The sequence below is a fragment of the Ilyobacter polytropus DSM 2926 genome (assembly GCF_000165505.1).
GTDB classification, from domain to species: Bacteria; Fusobacteriota; Fusobacteriia; order Fusobacteriales; family Fusobacteriaceae; genus Ilyobacter; species Ilyobacter polytropus.
This window is the reverse complement of sequence record NC_014633.1, coordinates 211,368-234,239: the sequence shown is the minus strand read 5'-3', so window position 1 is coordinate 234,239 and position 22,872 is coordinate 211,368. Positions and strand designations below refer to the sequence as shown.

General features: G+C 33.7%; 20 protein-coding genes. 8 read left to right on the top strand and 12 right to left on the bottom strand.

All coding sequences use genetic code 11. The annotated features are described in order from the left end of the window. Window positions 1-9 precede the first annotated feature (9 nt). The 3 genes from ILYOP_RS11020 to ILYOP_RS11010 all read right to left on the bottom strand — a co-directional run bounded on the left by ILYOP_RS11020 (window position 10) and on the right by ILYOP_RS11010 (window position 3,239). Window positions 10-1,299 (bottom strand): M18 family aminopeptidase, encoded by a 1,290-nt coding sequence (locus ILYOP_RS11020; RefSeq protein WP_013388591.1) that lies wholly within the window; start codon window positions 1,297-1,299, stop codon window positions 10-12. A 167-nt stretch (window positions 1,300-1,466) separates the two neighbouring features. Next, window positions 1,467-2,591 carry a DNA polymerase IV gene (gene dinB / locus ILYOP_RS11015; protein ID WP_013388590.1) on the bottom strand — a complete coding sequence of 375 codons (1,125 nt, stop codon included), beginning with the start codon at window positions 2,589-2,591 and terminating at the stop codon, window positions 1,467-1,469. 180 nt (window positions 2,592-2,771) lie between these two features. Next, the gene (locus ILYOP_RS11010; protein ID WP_013388589.1) at window positions 2,772-3,239 is read right to left on the bottom strand and encodes a NanQ anomerase/TabA/YiaL family protein; all 468 of its coding nucleotides are present in this window, start codon (window positions 3,237-3,239) and stop codon (window positions 2,772-2,774) included. A gap of 1,101 nt (window positions 3,240-4,340) precedes the next feature. Between ILYOP_RS11010 and ILYOP_RS11005 the strand changes: the two genes are divergently transcribed. The 4 genes from ILYOP_RS11005 (at window position 4,341) to ILYOP_RS15285 (ending at window position 7,567) form a co-directional block, all read left to right on the top strand. After that, window positions 4,341-4,982 (top strand): bifunctional 2-keto-4-hydroxyglutarate aldolase/2-keto-3-deoxy-6-phosphogluconate aldolase, encoded by a 642-nt coding sequence (locus ILYOP_RS11005; RefSeq protein ID WP_013388587.1) that lies wholly within the window; start codon window positions 4,341-4,343, stop codon window positions 4,980-4,982. A gap of 1 nt (window position 4,983) precedes the next feature. After that, the gene (locus ILYOP_RS11000) at window positions 4,984-6,000 is read left to right on the top strand and encodes a sugar kinase (protein WP_013388586.1); all 1,017 of its coding nucleotides are present in this window, start codon (window positions 4,984-4,986) and stop codon (window positions 5,998-6,000) included. A 60-nt stretch (window positions 6,001-6,060) separates the two neighbouring features. Beyond that, a complete protein-coding gene (locus ILYOP_RS10995) occupies window positions 6,061-6,807 on the top strand; it encodes an IclR family transcriptional regulator (protein WP_013388585.1) in 747 nt (248 codons plus the stop codon). Window positions 6,808-7,057: 250 nt separating this feature from the next. Next, a complete protein-coding gene (locus ILYOP_RS15285) occupies window positions 7,058-7,567 on the top strand; it encodes a DUF1850 domain-containing protein (RefSeq protein WP_187288127.1) in 510 nt (169 codons plus the stop codon). A gap of 45 nt (window positions 7,568-7,612) precedes the next feature. Here ILYOP_RS15285 and ILYOP_RS10985 read toward each other — a convergent pair whose 3' ends face one another. Both ILYOP_RS10985 and ILYOP_RS10980 read right to left on the bottom strand, forming a co-directional pair. After that, a complete protein-coding gene (locus ILYOP_RS10985) occupies window positions 7,613-8,533 on the bottom strand; it encodes a 2-thiouracil desulfurase family protein (RefSeq protein WP_013388583.1) in 921 nt (306 codons plus the stop codon). A gap of 67 nt (window positions 8,534-8,600) precedes the next feature. Next, window positions 8,601-9,980: a deoxyribodipyrimidine photo-lyase gene (locus tag ILYOP_RS10980; protein WP_013388582.1), complete on the bottom strand. Its 1,380-nt coding sequence runs from the start codon at window positions 9,978-9,980 to the stop codon at window positions 8,601-8,603. 620 nt (window positions 9,981-10,600) lie between these two features. On the opposite strand from ILYOP_RS10980, the gene ILYOP_RS10970 reads away from it, so the two are divergent. Beyond that, a complete protein-coding gene (locus tag ILYOP_RS10970; RefSeq protein WP_013388580.1) occupies window positions 10,601-11,188 on the top strand; it encodes a vWA domain-containing protein in 588 nt (195 codons plus the stop codon). Window positions 11,189-11,312: 124 nt separating this feature from the next. On the opposite strand, the gene ILYOP_RS10965 is transcribed toward ILYOP_RS10970, so the two are convergent. The 4 genes from ILYOP_RS10965 to ILYOP_RS10950 all read right to left on the bottom strand — a co-directional run bounded on the left by ILYOP_RS10965 (window position 11,313) and on the right by ILYOP_RS10950 (window position 15,873). After that, complete coding sequence (locus tag ILYOP_RS10965; protein ID WP_013388579.1) at window positions 11,313-12,122, bottom strand: SDR family NAD(P)-dependent oxidoreductase; 810 nt, start codon at window positions 12,120-12,122, stop codon at window positions 11,313-11,315. 177 nt (window positions 12,123-12,299) lie between these two features. After that, the gene (locus ILYOP_RS10960; RefSeq protein ID WP_013388578.1) at window positions 12,300-13,178 is read right to left on the bottom strand and encodes a radical SAM protein; all 879 of its coding nucleotides are present in this window, start codon (window positions 13,176-13,178) and stop codon (window positions 12,300-12,302) included. Between the two features lie 90 nt (window positions 13,179-13,268). Beyond that, on the bottom strand, window positions 13,269-13,937 hold the full coding sequence (locus ILYOP_RS10955; RefSeq protein WP_013388577.1) for an NAD(P)H-dependent oxidoreductase: 669 nt from the start codon (window positions 13,935-13,937) through the stop codon (window positions 13,269-13,271). Between the two features lie 742 nt (window positions 13,938-14,679). Next, entirely contained in the window at window positions 14,680-15,873 is a 1,194-nt protein-coding gene (locus ILYOP_RS10950) for a MalY/PatB family protein (protein ID WP_013388576.1), read from the bottom strand. Between the two features lie 423 nt (window positions 15,874-16,296). Between ILYOP_RS10950 and ILYOP_RS10945 the strand changes: the two genes are divergently transcribed. From ILYOP_RS10945 to ILYOP_RS10935, 3 genes are all read left to right on the top strand, one after another. Then, window positions 16,297-16,950 (top strand): IclR family transcriptional regulator, encoded by a 654-nt coding sequence (locus tag ILYOP_RS10945; protein WP_013388575.1) that lies wholly within the window; start codon window positions 16,297-16,299, stop codon window positions 16,948-16,950. A 253-nt stretch (window positions 16,951-17,203) separates the two neighbouring features. Beyond that, the gene (locus ILYOP_RS10940; protein ID WP_013388574.1) at window positions 17,204-18,283 is read left to right on the top strand and encodes a 2,3-butanediol dehydrogenase; all 1,080 of its coding nucleotides are present in this window, start codon (window positions 17,204-17,206) and stop codon (window positions 18,281-18,283) included. Between the two features lie 39 nt (window positions 18,284-18,322). Continuing rightward, on the top strand, window positions 18,323-19,075 hold the full coding sequence (locus ILYOP_RS10935) for an SDR family NAD(P)-dependent oxidoreductase (protein ID WP_013388573.1): 753 nt from the start codon (window positions 18,323-18,325) through the stop codon (window positions 19,073-19,075). Window positions 19,076-19,253: 178 nt separating this feature from the next. Here ILYOP_RS10935 and ILYOP_RS10930 read toward each other — a convergent pair whose 3' ends face one another. The 3 genes from ILYOP_RS10930 to ILYOP_RS10920 all read right to left on the bottom strand — a co-directional run bounded on the left by ILYOP_RS10930 (window position 19,254) and on the right by ILYOP_RS10920 (window position 22,833). Continuing rightward, window positions 19,254-20,447, bottom strand: coding sequence for an iron-containing alcohol dehydrogenase (locus ILYOP_RS10930; protein ID WP_013388572.1), 1,194 nt, complete (start codon window positions 20,445-20,447; stop codon window positions 19,254-19,256). A gap of 447 nt (window positions 20,448-20,894) precedes the next feature. Beyond that, on the bottom strand, window positions 20,895-21,317 hold the full coding sequence (locus ILYOP_RS10925) for a GlcG/HbpS family heme-binding protein (RefSeq protein WP_013388571.1): 423 nt from the start codon (window positions 21,315-21,317) through the stop codon (window positions 20,895-20,897). A gap of 34 nt (window positions 21,318-21,351) precedes the next feature. Next, window positions 21,352-22,833 carry a tripartite tricarboxylate transporter permease gene (locus ILYOP_RS10920; RefSeq protein WP_013388570.1) on the bottom strand — a complete coding sequence of 494 codons (1,482 nt, stop codon included), beginning with the start codon at window positions 22,831-22,833 and terminating at the stop codon, window positions 21,352-21,354. Window positions 22,834-22,872: the final 39 nt, after the last annotated feature.

Genomic DNA, 22,872 nt, shown 5'->3' with positions numbered 1-22,872 from the left:
CAAATTTCTCTATAAAGAGTAAAAACCTCTTAAAAACTCCTTTAAAGTATACAAATCATCTACACCGCACATCTCCCTGATTGAGTGCATAGCCAGCATAGGAAGACCTAAATCGGCAGAGTCTATATCAATATGACCAGCAGAAACTGGTCCTAGAGTACTCCCACCTCTTTCGTCAGAATGATTTACAAAATATTGATAAGGAAGATTATTATTATCAAATATATTTTTTACAACTGCACCAGAAAAAGCATCTGTTGTGTAGGATTGGGCAGCACTTATTTTAACTGCTGCACCCTTGTTTAATATAGGTCTGTTTGTTATGTCTGTTTTTTCTCCCTTTGCAGGGTGAACTGCATGAGCTCCGTCTACAGACACCATAAACGATCGGTACATGGCCCTAAAGAAGTCTTCTCTCTCTCCCTTGTCTAAAGAAATAATAATTCTTTCCATTATATTAAGAAGCAAGTTAGAATCTGCACCTTGCTTTGTCCTGCTTCCTATCTCTTCGTTGTCAAAACATGCAATTATATTTATACCCTGATGTTCTGAACATTCAAGCATAGATATTACTCCTGCATAGGTAGATGCGAGGTTGTCTATCTTTCCACATGATATAAATTCTTCGTTTAAACCTGTGAGCATACCCTTGGTGTATTCATAGAGAAAAAGCTCCATGTCTAATATATCATTTTTTTCTATTTGGTATTCTTTGCTCAAAATATCTAAAATAAAGTTTTCATTATTGATTTTCTCATTTATAAGTGACGCTAGAGGAAGCATATCCTTTTGTCTGGAAAGCTTTACACCCTCATTTACATCTCGGTTCTGGTGTATTGCTAGATTTGGTATCACCAGCAGAGGTTTATCTATATCCACTGTAACTGACTTAGGTTTTAGTATATCTTTTCCTTTTACCATTACCCGACCGGCTATTGACAAAGGTCTGTCCATCCAGGTATTGAGTATTGGCCCTCCGTAAACCTCTGTATTCAGTCTTAGGTAGTTTTTCTCTGATATTGACACAGGTGAGGGTTTTATTTTAAATCCAGGAGTGTCTGTATGGTTGGTGGTAATTTTAAAGAACCTCTCTCCATCACCTATCGAAAAAGAAATTATTGTAGAATCATTTCTTTTTACATAATATTTACCCCCTGGAATTATATTCCATTTTTTGGTAAGCTCTAGCTTTTGGTAACCCTTTTCAACACAGAGTTCCTCTATACTTTTCACAACATGATATACACTTTTCCCTTTATAACTAAAATCAATAAAATTTTTCGCCAACTGTTTTTTCAAAAATCTCCTCCTAATTTTCTAAAAATATTACAGATAATTTATAACTGTTCTTTCGAATAAAAAGCATATATATCATCTATTACATATATATAATCCGTTATTTTTAATTAATTTTTTTTTATCTATTTTAATTTTACTTTAACCTTTTAAAAAATACAACTGTTTTTCTAATTGTTCCCCTCTATTTTTTTTATTTTTTCTTTGAGAAGATCCAGATTATTTTTTTTTCTGAAAAGTCCTCTTTCAGAAAAAGATAGTTGCCTGACAGATTTTTGAGCCAAGGTTCCAAGAGATACTCCCAAAAGTTTCACCCTCATATTGTAATCTACCGATTCATTTAAGCTTTCTAAGGTATTCAGCAATATTTCTTTTGAATCCACAAGATTTTCAAGAGTTTTGGACCTGGTTATGGTTTTTCTGTTTTCAAACCTTATTTTTAAGGTCAGTGTTTTACACAAAAGCCCCTTTTTTAATAATCTTTCATGTGTTTTATAAAAAATACTTTCTAATTCTCTCTTTATCTCAATCTCTGATTCTAAAGGAAATTTAAAAGTATTTTCATTTCCAATTGAGTGTATTTTCTTTTTGTAGTCCACCCTTCTGTTGTCCTCTCCCAATGAGGAAAAATAAAGAAATTCACCTCTGGATTTTCCAAAAAAAGAGATCAGTTCATATAGCGAAAACCCATAGACATCCCTTACAAGAAATATGTTTTTTTCTGCAAGAAGTTCTTGAAATTTTTTACCAACTCCAGGTATTATTTTTATATTTTTTCCACTTATATAATCTATAAACTCCTTGCTATTGTTGAATATATGGTATCCTCCTGGTTTTTTTGCATCACTGGCAATTTTGGCAGAAAGTTTGTTATACCCTATTCCCACAGAGCAGGTAAGACCTGTATTTTTGTATATACCTCTTTGAAACCTTTTGGCAAAATATTCTTTTGAAGGATATTTTTTTATGACCTCTGATATGTCTACATAGCCTTCGTCTGAAGCTATAAATTCTACTTTTTCAGTCAGCCTTATAACAAGGTTTTTTATCTTTTGGGACACTTCCAAATATTTCCCCATGGAAACCGGTACCACTATTAGATTGGGACAGAGTTTTCTCGCCTCCATCACTGGCATAGCAGATCTAACCCCAAATTTTCTAGCCTCATAGCTTGCAGTTGTTATGATACTCCCCCCTACAACCATGGGTTTCCCCTTGAGAGTATGATTGTCTCTTGCCTCAACTGAAGCATAAAATGCATCCATATCATAATGAAGTATAATTCTTTCTTTCATCCCTACCAGTCCTCTTAAATTATTCTTTTTATATTCTATCATAATTCCCTGAAGGGTATATTAAATTTCTAATGAAAGCTGTTGACCACTTAATAAGACAAATCCAAAAATAAAATTAAAATAGGGTCCCCCTAGGGAACCCATACTTAGTTATTCATAATATTATTAAATAACTTTTTTTTACAATACGTCTTTATTAATTTTAATTACGACTTTTCTTATCTTGGCATTTTTTCCGTCATTGCATCCTGGTCTATGAACAGTATTTGGAAAAAATACTGCAAAATTTCCAGGAAGCATCAGAAGATCAGTCTCACCCTCACACTCTTCATAAAAGAGTACATCCTTTTCTTCACTGTAAGCTTCTGATACCTTATTTTTATGGGTGTCCACAGCAATCCCGATTCTTTCTATTCCTGACACAAGATACTGAACATCTATATATTTTTTGTGAATCTCCGGTTTTTTTTCATTTTTAGGGGCAGTTTCCATATCTATTATCTGTGCATAGATATCCCGTCCCTGAATTTCGTATACTCCTGCCTCCTTATTTTCAAGATCTGTATCCAAAAGATATTTAATTGCCTTTTGTATAGACTCAGGATAAATGGTAATATCTCCCAAATTTTCTAAATTTCCGTATATCATTTAATCTCCTCCAATTTTCTAAATATTGTATTTATATAACCAAAATTTAGGTGATTCTTCTAAGAAACATCCTAAATAAAAAACCCTATTTATAAATTTAACCTAAGTTGCTACCTTTATTAAATTATTGAATTTACCCAAACTTCTGTTACTTTTCCTTGATGAAAAGCACCCCAAGGGCATTTCCTCCCTTCGGTCAGGGCATAACCAAAAATCAAGGTCTGTGAAAAATAAGCTAAATTCCTTCGGAAATCTAAAGAAAACTAGGGGAAACTCAGAAAGCAAGTTCCTGAGAACCAGAAAATATACTCGTATAACTCGTTATTTTTTGGCTACTCGCTTCGCTCAGACAGTTGATTTTTTCTAGAGATTTCTCTCAGTCATTCTTAACGCTTATTTTATCAATGGCCAAAAAAATTTCAAAAGATTTAAAAAAAATCATTTAAGATTTTAAATTCCCCTTTAAAAAATACCGTTAAGAAATCATCTTGTGAAATCCACTTTCATGAAATAAGGAGGTTTACCGACTATATTTCAATAGAAAGTTAGTTCAGAAGGGATTTAAGGTATTTTTTAGGGGTGCCTTTTCTTTGGTTACTTTCTTTGGGCAAGCAAAGAAAGTAACACAGCTTTTGGATAAAGTCAGTAATTTATAATAATTTTTTTTTAAGTAGCAACTTGGGTTAAATTTATCTCACTAACCATCCCAATCCCTGTATTTCCTCCTGTAATTATTGCGACTTTTCCACCCAGTCCAAAGTAATCTTTTAAATAATCCATTAGTGTTTCCTCCCGGAAACTTTAATCAAAAATCTTTTTGTATCTGAAAATATACATATATTTTTCAGCTTCTAATATGAAATATATACTTTTTGTTTTAGCAGTTGTCAAGAAAAATAATATTTTTTAAGTATAAATTTTTAATAATAATTGAAACTCTACACAGTCTGAAGCCTAAATTTTATATAAGCTATTTAAGAGGGAACTGTTTTTAACAGAGGAGTAATTTTTATTTTAACCTTGACAAAATCAAATAAAGAAACTAAAATTATATAAAACGTATTTGTGTTTTTAATTCGTATATGTGAATGGGAGGAAAAAATGAAAAAATTTGAAATATTAAAGAAAATCAAAGATGTCGGTGTGGTGGCTGTTGTTAGAGGAGAAAACCTTGAAGAGGCTGTGAATACTTCAAAGGCATGTATAGAGGGTGGCATACCAGCTGTAGAAGTTACGTATACAGTTCCCGGTGCTACCGAAGTTATAAAGGAATTAAAAAAGACTATACCTTCGGAAAAACTCCTTGTGGGAGCCGGAAGTGTATTAGACCCTGAAACTGCTAGAATCGCAATATTAGCAGGGGCAGAATATATAGTTTCACCTGGATTCAGCGAAGACACTGCAAAACTGTGTAACAGATATCAAGTACCTTATATGCCTGGTTGCATGACTATAACAGAGATTATCACCGCTATGGAAGCTGGATGCGATATTATTAAGATGTTCCCTGGAAGTGCCTTTGGACCATCATTTGTAAAAGCTGTAAAAGCTCCTCTTCCGCAGGTAAACATAATGCCTACAGGAGGAGTAAGTCTGGAAAATGTAGACCAATGGATAAAAAACGGAGTTATCGCAGTAGGTGTAGGGGGACAGCTTACTAATGGTTCTTTCCAAGAGATTGTGGCAAAAGCAAAAGAATTCGTTGAAAAAGTAAAAGTAACTAGAGAAGAGGTGAATGGATAATATGAAAAAGAAGGTCGTTACTTTGGGAGAGATCCTTTTGAGACTTTCCCCTCCTGGAAACCAAAGATTTATAAATTCAACATCATTTGAAGTAAATTACGGTGGGGCCGAGATAAATGTAGCTGTAGATCTTGCCAACCTCGGTGTTGACACAAGACTTGTTACAAAAGCCCCGGCAAATGAATTAGGAGATGCTGCTTTACGTCACGCCAAAAGTTACGGTGTGGATACCTCTTTTGTGGCACGAGGTGGAGAAAAAATAGGAACATATTTTCTAGAGACTGGTTTTTCTGTGAGAAGCAGCAAGGTTTTATATGACAGAAAATATTCTGCATTCTCAACTGTATCTAAGGATGAATTTGATATAGACGCTATATTTGAAGGTGTCTCTCTTTTCCACGTATCTGGAATAACTCTGGCGGTTAGTCCTGAAGCCCTTGAATTAGCCGAGCTTTTTATGAAAACAGCAAAAGAAAAAGGGATAACTGTCAGTTTTGACTTTAACTACAGAAGCAAAATGTGGTCTCTAAAAGACGCATCTATAGGTATAGAAAGAGTTTTAAAATATGTTGATATCGCTTTTGCAGGTTATCTCGACTTTATAAACATACTTGGTATACCTATGGGAGAAGGATACATCGGAGAAAATATCCTAGGGTGTTACAAGACTCTTTATCCAAAGGTTATGGAAAAATATAATTTTAAATATATAGTTTCATCTGTAAGAAACGTAGTCTCGGCATCAAAGAATTTATACAGCGGATTTGTTTTCAACGGAAAGGATATAGAAATTTCTAAAGAGTATGAAGTGGATATAATAGATAGAGTTGGAAGCGGAGATGCTTTTACATCAGGATTTTTATATGCTTTTTTAGCAGATTCAACTGACAATTATAAAATTGAATTTGCTGCTGCTTCAGCTGTACTGAAACATACGATTCCAGGGGATACAAATATAGTCACAAAGGACGAAGTGGAAAAATTATTTAAGGGAATAGGCTATGATGTAGGTAGATAATCCTGTTTTAAAATTTTTATGATATAATACCTGTAAAAAACTAAGATTTGAGGGAAAAGCATGAAAATAAATAGAACTGTTGAAAGAACCGTTAAAATATTAGAACTTTTATCAAAAGAAAAAAATGGGCTAACTGTCAAAGAGATAACTGCAAAAATGAAAATTCCAAAGACCAGTGCCTATGATATCTTAGAAACAATGGCTCATCTGGAGGTTCTTGAAAAAAATACTGGAGAATTAAATCTTTATAAAATAGGTTTAAAAAGTTTTCAAATAGGAAACAGTTATTCTAGAAATAAAGAGATCTTCAAAATCATAGACAAGCCTATGCAGGAATTGGCTGAAAAAACCGGAAAAACTGTTTTTTATGCTGTGGAAAACGATGGAGAAATAGTCTATATATCAAAACATGAATCTGAAAAAGCTATTATCACAACTGCAGGAATAGGAAGTACAAATCCCATGTATTGCACCTCATTGGGAAAGGCCATACTGGCTTTTCTTTCTCCTGAAAAAATTGAAGCTCTTATAGCTATGCAACCTTTTGAAAAAAAAACCAAGTACAGTCTTTCAAAACAAGATCTGATAAAAGAATTGAAAGAAATAAAAAATCGTGGCTATGCCATTGACAATAGAGAGATAGAGGAGCATATGCTTTGTATAGGGGCACCGGTTTTTGACTCTACAAAATCTGTCGTGGGGGCAGTAAGTATCTCAGGACTTTTTTCTGAGAACCGTGATATTGATAAGGAAGCTTTAGCACTCATGAATACCTGTTCTGAAATTTCAAGAAAATTAGGTTACTGATCTTTAAAAATAATCAAGTTAAAAACAGCCATCGGACATCTTAGTTTGGTGGCTGTTTTTTAATGTTTCAAGTTTTGATTTTATAAATACGTTTTAGTAGAATGGAAAGTATAGGGGTTATGTAGGTAGTTATCATAAAGAGTGATGAGAAATATTCCAAGATGATATTATATTGAACTATCTCTAGGAGTATGATATGTTAATATTAAGAAATTCAAAAAATTTAAAAAGTACAATCAGGGAGAATAAAATGAACTCAATAAAAAAAATAATGTTTATTCTTATACTAATCTTTATGTCTCTTTTTATATTTCAGAAGAACGCACTAATCATTAAGGACTTATCAAAAGACTCTATAATCTTTTTAAATAAAATTAGTCCAGGAGATGAGTTCACCATGAGATGGATGCATTCAGTTGAACTCCAACCATGGGAAGAAATTTTTAGAATTGATCAAAATCACAATATCGTCCTTGACAGGACTAGATTTAAGTCATTTGGAGCTGGTGTTCCTGATTCTGCAGGAAATAAAACTGAAATAAAAAACGGTTACGTTATTTTTAGTGGAATAGACAGAAAAATGCCTGATTTAAAATACGGGGTTTCAGATTTTGCAAAACATACTTTTTTATTTAAAAACAAAGAATTAAAGTTATACGAAATTGTAGAAAACGGAAACGGTATAAAATTTGATTCGGTTCAGATGAGGCTTTTTAAATATTATTTTCTGAAAATAAAAATCCTGGCCTCCAACTTGTAAAACTCGTCTTATAAATTTTAATGATAAAATACTACAAGCCCTCTTTTACCTAGAGGGCTTGTAGTTTATTGGTGAACTCCCGAAGATAAGGCCCTTGTCTCTTGACTCTATCTCCACATGAATCATCTCTTCTGCGATATGTGTCATGTTTCTAAGGGCTTCAGGAGGACATACATCCTCTATACTTATCCCCTTGGATTTTTTTAGATGAATGTAGTTTTTCCATAACCACTGCTTCACCCTTTTCACATCAGATGGTTTCCTCAAAATTTCCAAAATTTCATCCTTAACCTCTGCCACAACTTTTTCTCCTATATCTTTCTTGAAACTTCCTATTCTGTGTCCTAGCTCCCTTGCACTTTTTTCATCAAGTTCCTGACAAAGGAATTTCAAAATATGCCAGATTTCATAGAGGTCTTTTACCTCAGTGACCTTTTGTCTTTTGAGCCACACAAAGGCGGTAAGTCTCCTTCTCCAGTCCCACCACTTCACAGGACTCTGAAGGTCCTGAGCAGGTATGAGAAAATACCCTCTGTTTAAAAGCAGAGCTCCAAATACCCCTGGTGGCTTACCTAATCTCTTATTTTTCAAAGTAGTCCTGTATACACCGCAGCTAGGGCTTCCCTCCATGAATATATAGGCATCTACCTCGGCTCTTTCAAGGGTTTCATAGCATGCCAAGGCACCTTTTCCCATCATAGAGGTTACATCCCTCCCCTCTCTGTTCTTAACCTTTGTATTTCCTATCCAGAAGTCCTCACCATTTCCTCCAACAAGCCTTATAGGAGATCTAGGCACTCCCATTCCGCTCATTACTTCTGGACACACAGGAGTCCAGAGGTAATTAGAACGCTCTCTATGAAGATACCCTAGCATCTCCCAGCCTTTACTGTTATACCTTACCCTGGCTCCATACATACACGATGACATTCCTATCTTTATTTTTTCTGTATAAATATTCTCCATTTTTCCCCCCTATATTCCAACATTTCTTAATTTACTATTTAAATAAGAATATACTTAGATTGATATATCAGAGTTTTTCTGTTTTTTTCACATATTTATCCATATCAAATTTCCTTTTAAGTCCTTCAGAATTCATATATCTTATTTTACCAAAAATACTTCTTTCCTTCCAGGCCCTGTCATGTTTACCGAAACACCAGGCTACGCCTGTGTACGAATTGGGATCTCGCCCATCTAGAAAATATTTATTATTCAGATATATGGTTCTTTCATAAGCCTCTTCTGGAGTCTTGCTCCACTCTAGGATTTTTTTACACCAGTACATTCTCATATACCCGTGCATAAATCCGGTAACTACCATCTCTTTTTGTGCTGCATTCCAGTAAATGTCATGGGTTTTGTATTTTTCAAGTTTTTCCAAGCTGTATATATTTTCCCTTTTATCACTTCGATGTTTTTCTAGAGTTTCATATGCCCACGAGTAACTTATACCGTCCCATTTATCATATCTTTCATTATAATATATGAAATTATGAGAAAGCTCCCGCCTTATTATAAGCTCCTCTAGAAAAGCCTCTATACTCTCACTATTTGTTTCATTTTTCATTTTTAATAACTCCAAGGCTATCTCAACAGGAGATATATTTCCAAAATGCAGATAGGGAGATAGTTTTGATACATTATCTTCTCCTGGATCACTGTTTTTATAACTATAGCTCTCTAGCTTTATTTCTATAAATTCATCTAATCTTTTCTCAGCTTCTATTTCTCCTCCGTAAAAAAAAGAAGACTTAGAAACACTCCTATTTAGTTTCATATTATCAAGAACCTTACCTACATTATCTAAATCTTTATTCAAATTATTTTCATAAAAACAAAACTTTTTATTATAACTCTTATTCACCGAATATTTTATCTTTTCAAAATCATATAAAAATTCATCTAGCTGTCTTTTTATCTTTTCCCGTATTGTCCTTGCAGCATACTCCTCTTTCTGTGAGGCTTCTTCCACAGGCACCACAAGATTGGTATCTATCTCCACAGCCTGGCATTTAACTTTTGAGCTTATTTCAGCCCTCCATTTTTTCTGGATATTCATATACCCCTTGTCACATATTAATATTGATGCTTTTTCAGATGCCTTGACTATATTTTTGGCCATATCACCGTGAGATATATAAAATTCTATTTTCCTAGCAAAAAGTGCTTTTTTCACGTCTTTCAGTCCCTCAAGCATAAAGGAATAATGTCTTTCATTGGCATCAGGATATCCGTCTATAAGATTAAAAATAACTATAAGAGGTTTTTTCATCTCATTGGCTTTTAACACCCCATATTCAAGACAATGGTTGTATCTAGTTCTCTGGCTTCCCTGCATCCAGTACAAAACATATTCACCATTCTTTTCTATTTTTTTTTCATTTATAAGTTTAAACCTTCTTTCCATTTTTCATCCCTCTTTATTTTTGCGACTACTATATCTCATATACAAAAAAATATAGAAAAAATTTTTTAAAAATTATTTTTTTCAAAATATTTCAATAGAGGAATTATTCAAATTTGAGAGAAAATTAATTTAGGAATAAATATATTGATGTTACTTAACTAGAGTTGCTCTTTTATTTCAAAATAAATTATTGAATTTCTCCAAAAACCTGTGTTACTTTCTTTGCTTGCCCAAAGAAAGTAACCAAAGAAAAGGCACCCCTAAAAAATACCTAAAATCCCTTCTGAACTAACTTTCTATTGAAATATAGTCGGTAAACCTTCTTATTTCAATGAAAGTGGATTTCACAAGATGATTTCTTAACGGCATTTTTTAAAAGGGAAAGTAGTTTAAAAATTAAAATATTTTTATTTTCACTCTGTGAAACTCTCTTCTTTTCTCTGTGTCCTCTGTGGGCAAAAGGTTTTATCTTTATTCGTGTTAATTTTTTTTGAATTTTATCGGTTTTCATTCGTGACAAAATCCTTTGACTCTAATATTCTTATAAATTCAGTAATTTATAAAAATTTCCTAGAATAGCAATTAAAATTTTTTATCGAAATAAAAAAGGAGGCTTTCTAATGAAAGAGAAGTACCACGAAATCATATGTATCATCGACAGGTCCGGGTCTATGGAATCAATAAAAAGTGATGCCATCGGAGGGTTCAATAGTTTTATAGAGAGTCAGAGAAAGTTTGATGGTGAAGCAGCTCTTACACTTGTACTTTTCAATGACTATTACAAGATTGTCTATGACAGGAAAGATATTCAGACAGTACCATTTTTGAACGATAATACTTATGTACCAGGTGGGACTACTGCCATGCTAGACGCCATTGGAAGAACCATCGACAGTATAGGGGAAAGATTAAACAAAACTCCTGAAGAAGATAGGCCTGAAAAAGTAATTGTATCAATTCTTACAGATGGACTTGAAAACGACAGTAAAGAATATACCTACGAGCAGGTTGGGTCTAGGATCAAACGACAGCAGGAAAAGTATAATTGGGAATTCATATTTTTGGCCGCCAATCAGGATGCTGTAGCCTCTGCTAAAATGATCTCCATCGATGAAAGGGATGCAGTTGATTTTGAAGCTACTCCTGATGGAATATACAAGGCGTTGTATTCTATGAACGAAATGATCTACGATAAAAGAATAAAATAAATTTGAAAATCAATTAAAAACAGGCTTTCAGAATAAAATATTCTGAGAGCCTGCCAGATTATCGGGTAATTAGCAAAATTTATTTTTTAGGAAGGATAATTCCTCTTTTTTAATTCTCTGTCAATTATCCAATTAATTTTTTAATCAATTCATCAGTTGTTTCAATAAGTTTTTTTATTTTTGCATCATCATAAGAATCTGGATGAGCATTTCCAAAGTTTCCTCTGTCATTATCAAAGTACTTCCCGGAAATTTTTATGGCATCCTCTATATTTGATAATTCTGACAGAATAGTCGCCCCCTTGTCAGGTGAAGACCATGATGTACCATATGCCTTTTGGACCATTTTTGTGTTCTGCAATGATCCTGGATTTACTGCAATCATAGAAATATTAGGCTCTTTTTTTGCCATATAAAAAGTCCACATTGTCAATGCAAGCTTACTTTGGGCATAGGTTTCACCATTAGATACAGTTTCTTTTCCCAGTAAAACATCTATAGATACAGGAGCCTGAGCCGCAGAACTTAGATTTATAACTCTTGGGTCTGTCCCTTTGTTTAATAACGGCAGTAACCTTGCCGTCAATAGATACTGAGCCAGATAATTTACAACCATTCTTATATCTAAACCGTCTTGGTTTTTAATTTTTGAAGTGTTAAATACCCCTGCATTATTGATCAGCACATCTAATTTTGCTACTTTCTCATTGATCTCTTCAGCCATCTTTTCAACTGAATTCAAGTCTGAATAGTCTGCTATAAATCCCTTTATATTTTGATTTCCAGTCGCTTCTTTTATTTCGTTGATAGTTGTTCTAATTTTTTCCTGGCTTCTGCCATGAACATAGACTGTATAGCCTTTATTTGCAAGTTTTATTGCCGTTAACCTCCCTATACCATCTGTACTGCCTGTAATCAATATTGTTTTATTCATAACAAACTTTTCTCCCTTCTAATTTTTTATTTTTACAGAGTCAGAGATCTGAGCTTATTATAGTTCTTCTAAAAAACAGAGTTTATTTCCTCTAATAAACTCTGTTTTTTTATTTTAATATTAGCTTTGTTGTTATATCTTTTCCAAGCAAGCTTTTTAAAATTTAATAAGTTAATTTTAAATTGAATGACGTTTTGGAACACTGTTTAAGTAGTCCTCGCCCACCTTATCAATTGTGGCATTAATTACCTCTATTGCCTTCTTTTTATCCCTCGGCAGTATTGCATCAAATGGAATCGTATTTATAGCATGCCTACCTAGATATTGTAGTCCCTCAACCTCTATATTTTTCAGTAAACTTTTCATCTCTTCAAAGATCTCCCCCTCTGTAGCCAGGGTAAACTTACCGCTTTCCACATCATCCCACAATTTAGTTCCAGGATTTGGATTCAAGGTAGTGGGAGCCATCCCCATAGGTTTTGTTTCATTTATTAATTTTGCGTTTGCAAGGGCATTTTCAATTCCTTTGCTTCTTCCTGCAGCCCCATACATCATTCCGTATATGAATCTGATTCCAGCATCTCCCAGTCTTTTTAGTTGCTCTTTTGCTTCTTCTAAATTAAAGCCTTTATCTAAATATTTTAGGGCTTCTTCATGGCCGGTTTCCACTCCCACCCACAAGTCATTTATTCTCAATTTTGCAAGTTCCTTCAGTTCTTCATCAGTTTTTCCCTTTATATTGTTGATATGAGCATACATTGTGATCACTTCCACTTCAGGGAAGTATTCTATGATTTTTTCAGCAATGGGCTTTAATCTGCTTGCACCTAGCACAAAGGCATCTCCATTTACCAAAAATACTCTTTTAATGCTCTTATGAATTTTTCTTGCCTCTTTCAGATCTTTCTCCACCTGCTCGATAGATTCAGTTGAAAATTGCGTTTCCCTATACATGGTACAAAAAGCACATTTATTATGAGCACACCCCACAGTCACTTGCAGCAGCAGACTTCCGGCCTCATAAGGAGGTCTATAAATTGGTCCCGTGTATTTCACTCTATTCACCTCTTTTTTCAATGTCGCCTAAAACGTTTAACAATTAGACCAGTAGAAACATTTATACATCCATCAATGTTCTATTTTTTACTATCTTACCCACTTGACAACTTCACTTGTATCTCTTCTTGTTTTAGACCAGTCAAGATTGGCTTTTTTGTAACCAAAGGCTACCATTGCTGTTACCCCAAATTTATCAGTGTCTAGAACTCCTTCTTCCCTTAGAATAGCCTCTATTTTTTCTCTGTCAAATCCCTCTATTGGGCAAGAGTCAACACCGATTTGAGCAGCTGCAGTCATCATATTGGCAAATGGAAGATAAGTCTGTTTTCCCACCCAGTCAAATATCTTTCTGTCATCTGTGAGATCAAAGTCCTCATTTTGGAATTTACCAAAGACATCCTCTCTCATTTTCGTAATATCCTCAGGGAGCTTATTTACTTCCTTTGCTATATATTTGAAATAATCAGATCCAGGAATCATCTCTTTTGCCTTTCTTCCGAGAATAACAACAAAGTGACTAGCTGTTGGAAGTTGTTTCTGAGCTCCCCAACTGAATTCTCTCAATTTTTCTCTTATTTCCATATTTTGTACAACTAAAAATTGCCAAGGCTCCCACCCAAATGAACTAGGTGATAATCTTCCAGTTTCTAGAATAAATTCAAAATCATCATCTGAAATTTTCTTGTCTTCTAAGAATTCTTTAGTTGCCTCTCTAAATTGATATGCTTTTATTATCTCCTCTTTTCTTTCCTTCATAACTGCACCCCTTTTTAATTTATAATATTTTATATTATTATTTTTCCGCTTTTAAGCTTCTCAAGATAAGGTTATCACCCTTTTATCCAAATGACAAGTACGGTATTTTTTGATAGATACTACCTTAAAAGATAGAATGTTGAAGTTAAAGGGATCTAAAAGAAAAATAATAAATAAAAAATGATGAAGACTGCAACCTTCACCATTTAGCAAGTTTTTTATTCAACGTTTTTAGTAATATTTAACTCAAGCTGTTAATTGAAAGAAAGTCTTATAAATTACTGAATTTACAAGAATATTAGAATCAAGGGATTTTGTCACGAATGAAAATCAATAAAAAGCAAAAAAATTAACACGAATAAAGATAAAACCTTTTGGCCACAGAGCATCATAAAAGTGTATGTTGCACAGAGAAAAATAGAGAGTTTCACAGAGTTAAAACCAAACTATATACGCTTTCTTTTGCGAGAGGTTTTCGGTCTCTTTTCCCTTGCCATTGACAAAATCAGCGTTAAGAATAACCGTAGTGAAATCCTTAGAAAAAATCGACTGTCTGAGCGTAGCGAGTTTCGAGTTTTTCTTGGATTTTCAAGGTTATTTAGCTGATTTTTCACAGGCTTGAACTTTTGGTTACGCCCTGACCGAAGGGAGGAAATGCTCTTGGGGTGCTTTTCTTTCAAGAGAAAAGTAACGAATCCCGATAAATTCAATACTTTAATCTTAAATAAAGATGAAACTTGGGTTATTTATTTAAAAAAGTACATATTCTCTTTAAACCCTCTTCTAGTATTGTCCTTGGACAAGCTAAATTAAGTCTGATATAACCATCGGAATTTGCAACGAACATATTTCCTCCTTCAAGAAGAACCCCTACATTATTTGCAAAATAAAGAGGAATGTCAATATCTTCAGGTAGGTATGATTGAACATTTATCCATGCTAAGTAAGTTGCTTCAGGGATTTTAAATACAGCCTTTGGTAGATTTTTTTCTAGATATTGCCTCGTAAACTCAAAATTTTCATCTAGATAGATTTTCAATTGTCTAACCCATTCATCTCCATGTTCGTAGGCTGCTTGGGCTGCTGCTACACTGAGAGGATTTTCCATTGAAAAATGTCGTTTATACCATTTTTCCCTTAACTTTTTTTCAGGTATTATAATATTCGAAATCATAAGTCCCGCTAAATTAAAGGTTTTACTAGGAGCCATGCAAGTTATTATCTTATCAGAATCTGGAAAAAGTTTTGACATAGGGGTATGTTTAAACTCCGTTCTTAGAAGATCACAGTGAATCTCATCAGATATTATCCATAGCCCATTATCTAAACAAATTTCTCCTACTTTTTTCAATTCTTTTTCCGTCCAGACACGTCCAGTTGGATTATGTGGATTGCAAAAAATACACAGAGATACTTTTTCGTCCTTTGCCTTCATCTCGATATCATCAAAGTTCATTTCATAATTACCATTTTTATTAATCAGGTCAGAGCATACAGTTTCAATATTATTAAAATCAGCAGCATATTTAAAAAAAGCATATGAAGGAGTGAGAATTAATACTTTCTCATTTGGTTTGCAAATATGGTCTATTAGTTCATAGAGAGCTGGAATTATACCGTTAGAAGTTACCAAATGCTCTTTAGGAAACGTCCAATCATAATGTTTTTTAGTCCACTTTGAAAATATATTATAATACTCTGGGTCAAATATTTTTGTGTAACCAAAAATCCTTTTCTCGGTCCTATCTTTTATCGCTTGGATAACTTCTGGAGGAGTTGCAAACTCCATGTCTGCAATCCACATTCGAATAAACTCATCATCTGCAAAAGGAAATTTCATTTCTTGCGGTGCATTAAATATATATTCTCTAAAACCATCAGTACTCATTGCATTGGTATTTCTTCTTTCAATAATTTCATCAAAATTGTACAACATTAATCGTCCCCCTTTTATATATTAAAAGCAAATCATGTATTATTATTGCATATAATTAGCTTATTTCACAAATAAAGATTTATGAAAAAAATTACATATCTATGTATCAACAACATCTAAATGACGTAGAAAAGTTAATGAAACTAAATCTAGATTCAAGTACAGACGAAATTGATAAATCTTGGACAGCTTATAACCCAGAAATTTAAATAAAAGAATTAAAATATTATACTTTTGTATCTAAAAATCCAGAATAAATTTTGAGCTATTTGGATTTAGCCATTTTTTTATTTAACTGTAAAATTTCAACATTACCGTAACTTGTTCTCTAAATGATTGCTGATTTTATTATACTATGCTATCATTCTAATAAATAATTTAAAAGTTAATAATTTTTTTAATTTTGTATAGAGGAGAGTAGCAATGAGTGAAAAAAAATATATTCAGTCTGTTCAGAGAGCTTTTGGGATTATTCATTTTATAGCCGAAAAAGGGACTGCAAAACTAAATGAAATCAGTGAAGCAACTGGCTTAAAAACTTCGACAGCTTTTGGGATTATCCAGACTCTTGAACATTTGGGGCAGATAACCAGAACAAATAATGGTCTAGATTATACACTAGGGCTCAATAGTTTGAGGCTGGGCTTATCATATATGAATGGCTCGGGCATTAGTGATAAAATCAATGAACTGCTGAATAAATTGGTGGCAAGTGTTGATGAGACTGCATCTTTTGCCTTAAAAGTCGGTAATAGGTATTATTATCTCGACTATGTTCTGTCATCTCAGCCTCTAAAGGTAGTTCTTGAGGAAAATAAGTTTATTGATTTTCCTGATGAAGCCGCTGTGGCAAAGGTATTTAACAACACCGATGAAAATTTAAAGTACTTTACAGATTTTGAAGAAGTATATCAGGGAACCAACTGCTTTGCTGTTCCATACAAAACCGGTGGAGCAATTGTTGGATGTGTGGCCCTTTCAGGTCCTAGTTTTCGTTTAACTGACGAAAAAATGAAAGAGGCTTATGCTTCATATTTAGAAATCATGAAAGAATTGGGATTAGAAAATCATTTATAATTTTATCTATTGAAAAATTATACCAAACCGCAGGAAGGGGTTATAGATAACTCTTTTCTGCGGTTTTTATTTTGAAACTTTATGCTACAATGACGAATTTAAATCAAAAAAAACTCAATTAATACTTTAATGTTGAAAAACAGTGTTGACATAAAAAATTCTTTGCGATATTATAATAATATAACCACATAAGTGAAAGTTTTATTTTACATTGTAGAAAATAAAGAAATATATCCAAAGGAGGAATCATTTTATGAAAGCTGCATTATGGTATGGACCGAAAGATGTTAGGATTGAAGAAGTCGCTGAACCGGTGGTAAAGGAAAATGAGGTAAAAGTTAAAGTTAAATGGTGTGGAATCTGTGGTACCGACCTACACGAATATTTGACAGGACCTATTTTCATTCCGGTAGATGTAAAACATCCTGCAACTGGTGCAAAGGCACCTGTTATTTTAGGACATGAATTCTCTGGAGAAGTTGTTGAACTAGGAAAAAATGTTACAGAATTTAAAATCGGTGACCCTGTAGTTATAGAACCTCTTGTTACTTGTGGAGAATGTAAGGCCTGTAGAGAGGGAAATTATCACCTATGCGACGGTTTGGCGTTTCATGGGCTAATGGATCTTGGTGGCGGACTGGCTGAATACACCACATTCAGAAAGGAGTTCGTTAAAAAGTTACCTGAAGGTGTAAGTTATGAAAAAGGGGCACTTGTTGAACCACTAAGTGTTGCCCTACACGCAATAGAAGTAAGTGAACTTAAAGTTAATCAGACTGCAGTTGTTGTTGGTGCAGGTCCAATAGGATTAGCATTGATTGAAAATCTAAAAGCCCTGGGAGCAAAAAATGTAATTGCTGTTGAACTATCCACTAAAAGAAAAGAGTTTGCTTTAAAAGCAGGTGCAGATTTAGTTTTAGACCCTCGTGAAGTAAATGTAGCTGAAGAAGTTAAAAACCTTACAAATGGACTTGGAGCGGATATTTCATTTGAAGTTACTGGTGTTCAGGCTGGTTTTGAAACCTCTGTAGATGTAATTCGTAAAAAAGGAACAGTAGTTGTAGTTAGCATCTGGGAAAAAGGAGTCAACTTCAACTTAAACAATCTAGTAATGGGCGAGAAGAAAATTATAGGATCTGTTGTTTATGGAGAAGGGATTTTTGTTACAACAATCAAATACCTAGCTGACGGAAGAATAAAAGCCGATCAATTAATCACTAAAAAAATTCATTTAGATGATTTGGTAAAAGAAGGATTTACTGCATTAACAGGTAGTGACAGAGACAGTCAGGTTAAAATAATTGTAACTCCAGATAAAAGTTTAATAGATTAATATTTAAAAAATCTGAATTGAAAGGATGGTAGTAAACAAATGAAGGGAATTAGAAACGGTGTAGCATTTATTACAGGGGGAGAAAACGGACTAGGAGCAGCTATTTCAAAAAAATTCGCCGAAGAGGGTGCAAAAGTTGTAATCTTTGGAATTGATGAAATAAACGGAAATAAAGTAGCAGAAGAATGCACTAAACTTACCGAAGGAGCTATGTTTATCAAAGGTGATGTTACAAATAATGACAATATCAAAAATGCCATGAACATTATTAAAGATAAATATGGGAAACTTGATTTTGCTGTAAACAATGCCGGTGTTACTGGCGGACTTAAAGATTTCAACACAACTTCAATTGAGCAATATGATTTCATTATGAATATAAATGCAAAAGGAGTTTTCTTATGTATGCAAAATGAAATCAAAATGATGCTTGAAAATAAAGCAGGAAAAATCGTTAATGTATCATCTGAGGCTGGAACTTCTGCTGGATTCTCTGGACTATCCGTATATGTAGGAAGTAAACATGCTGTTAACGGACTTACAAAAGCAGCAGCTATAGAAAATGCTCCTAATGGTATTAACATAAATGCTATAGCTCCAGGAACTATGTCTACACCTTTAGTTTTAGCATTCCCACAAAAAGATCAAGATGCATTAGCTTCAATTAGACCATCAAATAGATTAGTAGATGTTGAAAGTGTTGCAAATGCAGCTGTTTATCTATGTTCAGATTACTCGAATGACATGGTTGGAACTATATTGCCAATTGATGGTGGAAATACAATAAAATAGATTTTGAAATTAGGTTTATTTGCTAAGAGGAAAGAATGGATGAGAATTATAACTTACTAAGGTACTTATTATTAAATTTATTCAAAAAATTAATTTATAGGGGGCTCTAATAGAGCCCCCTATAAACATTTGATAATATAATTTATCGGTAACTAGGATAGGAAAGGTCTTATAAATCCTATTTACACATATTATAAATTTTAATTATCTCTTCTTTAGTTACTGGTCTTGGTCCTGGAGTTGTGTTAGCCTCAGGTCCTTTGAACATTCTTACAATATCGTCAGCCATCTTTTCAAACTGGTCAGATGGGATGTTCACATCAGAAAGAGTCAGGTAAGAACCTGTATCTTTCAACCACTCTGTTACTTTTGGTGCTAGCATTTTTGCAGCTTTAACATCATCTTTCTCAGTTACACCAAAACATCTTCTTGCAAGTTTTGCCCATCTAGCAGGCATAACTTCTGCTTCTGCCATCAACTCAAGGTAAGGAGGTATAACTATAGCCATTCCTCTTCCATGCGGCAAATCATATATAGCACTTAAAGGCATCTCAATTGAGTGCATAGGGATACATCCAGTTCTTCCTAGTGCCTGAAGTCCAGACCAACCAAATATAGAACATAAAGCTAACTGACCTCTAACCTCAGTATCTGAAAGATTATTAATAATTTTATCAAAATTATCCTTTAGCGTAAGGATCATTCCTTCTGTCATTCTGTCTGCAAACTCAGATTCTGAATGACTTGACAGATAGTGTTCAATTAAGTGAGAAAAAATATCTACGCAGCTGTCTTTAGTAATGCTCAAAGGAACAGAGCTTAACAACTCAGGATCTACAATTGCTACTTTAGGAAATCTATAAGCAGATCTAGAGAAACTTTTTTCATTTGTTTCAGCATTAGTTAGGACTCCACCTGCATTACACTCAGAACCAGATGCAGAAATAGTAGGAATAGAGATAATAGGATATGCACCAGTATATTCTCTAGGCACTCTATCTCCTAAAACAACATAATCCCAAGCATTTCCACCGGAAAAACCAGTGGCGGCTATATATTTAGATCCGTCAATAACACTTCCTCCACCAAGAGCGATAACAAGGTCACATCCTTCAGCTTTAAATTTCTCAATAGCCTTATCTATAGTTTGTGCTCTGGGGTTAGGCTCTATTCCAGTAAATGTTACAAATTCAACTCCGGCATTTTTTAGTGAAGTCTCCACAGTATCGATAATGGAGTCTAAAAATCCGCCTCTTGCATAAGTTGCGATCATAGCTTTTTTACCGTAGCCTTTAGCTATCTCTCCGATTTCACTGACTCTACCTTCACCATAAGCAATTTCTGTTGGAAAATTCCAATTAAAATTATTCACATTAACACCCCTTTATAAATTTTATAATCAATAAGCAATAAAACAAGGTAATATAAATTATATCCTTTTCAATAATCATTAATATCTATTTATGCAACTTCACACCACCTTAAACATCATACCTTTATATCAAATTTTAACTTCATTTCTATTTAAAGTCAATAAAAACTTTAAAAAAAAATAGAAAAATAATTAAAGGTGATACCTTTGTAGGCAGATTAAATCTTTATATCACCATATAACAAGCTATCTTTAACAAAAATATAACTATTTTTATAATTTACTTTGTCCCATGTAATTTTTAATAAACTTTACTTTTATTTAAAATTAATCTCATCAAGGGCTTAATTTTTTATACACATCACAAGAGAGGTTATATTTTTATTTAAGCCCCTATATGAATCATTTCCAAAGTAGTTTTATAGTAAACATTCATCAGTTTTTTCTTTATTTAGGTAAAACATCCAGTGCAGCTTGAGCTACAGCCATATCTTCCTCTACAGATCCACCACTGACACCTACTCCTCCGATAACTTCACCATCAATTATGACAGGAAGTCCACCTCCGAAGGTAATAATTCTACCATTGTTAGTAAGATTCAGACCAAAAAGGTCATTTTCAGGCTTTACTATATTGGTCAAAACATGGGTACCTTTTTTTACTGCAGCAGCAGTAAAAGCTTTATCTGTAGCTATTCCTACACTAGTAAAAAAAGCATCCTCCATTCTTTGAGTATACAAAACATTTCCTCCTGCATCTACCACTGTAAATACAAAGGATTTTCCTATCTCCTCACACTTTTCAAGAGCTTTATCACCCATTAGTCTAGCAGCTTTTAGTGTGAGTTTTTTTGTATTTTTAACAAACATATTATCCTCCTAAAAATTTTAAAAATTAAATACTTTAAGCCACTTTAACTCTGCTTTTTTTATAAGCAGAAACTATGGAAATAATGGCTAATATAATAAACACTACTGTTATCGGTCTTGTATATAGAAAAGCATAACTTCCTTCATACATAAGTATTGATTTTCTCAAGTTAGTCTCTGCCATTGGTCCAAGGATTATAGACAAAACAATTGGTGATTGAGGGATTCCGACTTTTATCATGAAGTATCCTAAAATTCCGAATGTGATCGCCACAAATACATCAAACATACTATTGTTAAGTGAGTACGAACCGATTATTGATAAAAATATGATTAATGGAACAATAATATTTTTAGGTATCTCACAAACTCTACTGAAAAGTTTAATTCCAATAAGTCCAAAGATCAGCATAAATATATTTCCCATAAACATTGCACTAAACAGTCCGTAAACAACATCAGGGTTTTGTTGGAATAAAAGTGGTCCCGGAGCAAGCCCCTGTACAACTAATGCTCCTAATAAGATAGCTGCAACAGCATCTCCAGGAACTCCAAGTGTTAATAGAGGTACTAAAGCTCCACCTGTAACTCCGTTGTTTCCAGCTTCTGGAGCTGCGATCCCTTCAAGGATTCCTGTACCAAACTTTTCAGGATGCTTTGATGTTCTCTTGGCTTCATTGTAGCAGACAAATGCAGATATATCTGCTCCAGCTCCAGGTATAGAACCGATAAATGTACCCATAATGGCAGATTTGATCATTGTAGGTGCTACTTTAATAAGTTCTTTCATAGTTACATACTCTTTTTTAAACTTCACAATTTCACACTTTTCTTCAGATTTTCCAAGTGCTTCCATTTGGAAAAGAGCCTCTGAGATTGCAAATAAACCGATAAGAACTGGAATTACTGAGAAACCGTTAAGTAAGTCTAAAGAACCAAATGTAAATCTAGGATAACTTGTAATTGGATCCATTCCAAATGTTGCTATTATAAGTCCAAAAAATCCTGCTAATATACCTTTTAGAATATTTTTTGACGAAACACTTGCTATTATAGTAAGTCCGAAAACTGCAAGTGCAAAGTATTCTGGTGCACTAAATCTAAGGGCAAATTTTGCAAGGTATGGTGACACAGTCATCAACATAATTGTACTTATTAGTCCACCGACAAATGAAGCGATTGCCGACATACTAAGAGCTTTTGTGGCTTCTCCTTTTTGAACAAGGGAATATCCGTCATACACAGTCGCTGCCGCTGCTGGCGTACCTGGTGTTTTGAGTAGTATCGCAGCAATGGAACCACCATAAATAGCACCTATATAAATTCCTAAAAGCAGCACTAGTCCCTGTGTAGCTTCCATTCCAAATGTAAATGGAAGAAGTATTGCAACTCCCATTGTCGCAGTAAGGCCTGGAAGTGATCCTATTGCAATCCCTCCAACTACCCCTAGTATAAGAAACAACATAACACTGGGTTCAAATACAGTTTGAAAACCTCCTAAAATTAAACTAAACATAATTATTCTCCTTTTATTAATTCATTATTCTAAAGTTAA